At 39.1% G+C, this 284-nt stretch carries 1 protein-coding gene; it reads right to left on the bottom strand.

Translation table 11 applies throughout. The annotated features are described in order from the left end of the window. A partial coding sequence (locus KVT34_RS30170) for a hypothetical protein (protein WP_217563285.1) occupies window positions 1-246 on the bottom strand: 246 nt, incomplete at its 3' end. Between the last annotated feature and the right edge of the window lie 38 nt (window positions 247-284).

The following is a 284-nucleotide window of genomic DNA, read 5'->3' as shown; positions in this document are numbered from 1 at the left end:
GAAGGCAATTAAGTAGGAGCTGATTACAATTAGCATCGTACCAACTAGGGTCACATAACTAGCTCGATAACCCAATTTTTCGTCATTCAGAAAAAATGTAACCGGCAGCGGGACTAAATAGTACATCAGGTCACCCACTGTAAAAAAATCAAAAGCTGTTAGCCGTTTTTTTACCAAGACTTTTCTTAAGAGCAGAAATGAGGAAACAACCGTAAATGCTACATAGACAAGTATGACCCCCAACAAATTACACCCTTCTCCCTATTCATGATATCCCCCAATTT

Origin of the sequence: Paenibacillus sp. GbtcB18 (assembly GCF_019091125.1) — a bacterium.
GTDB lineage: Bacteria > Bacillota > Bacilli > Paenibacillales > NBRC-103111 > Paenibacillus_F > Paenibacillus_F chitinolyticus.
The sequence above is the reverse complement of the archived record's forward strand: the minus strand, read 5'-3'. Positions and strand labels throughout refer to the sequence as shown.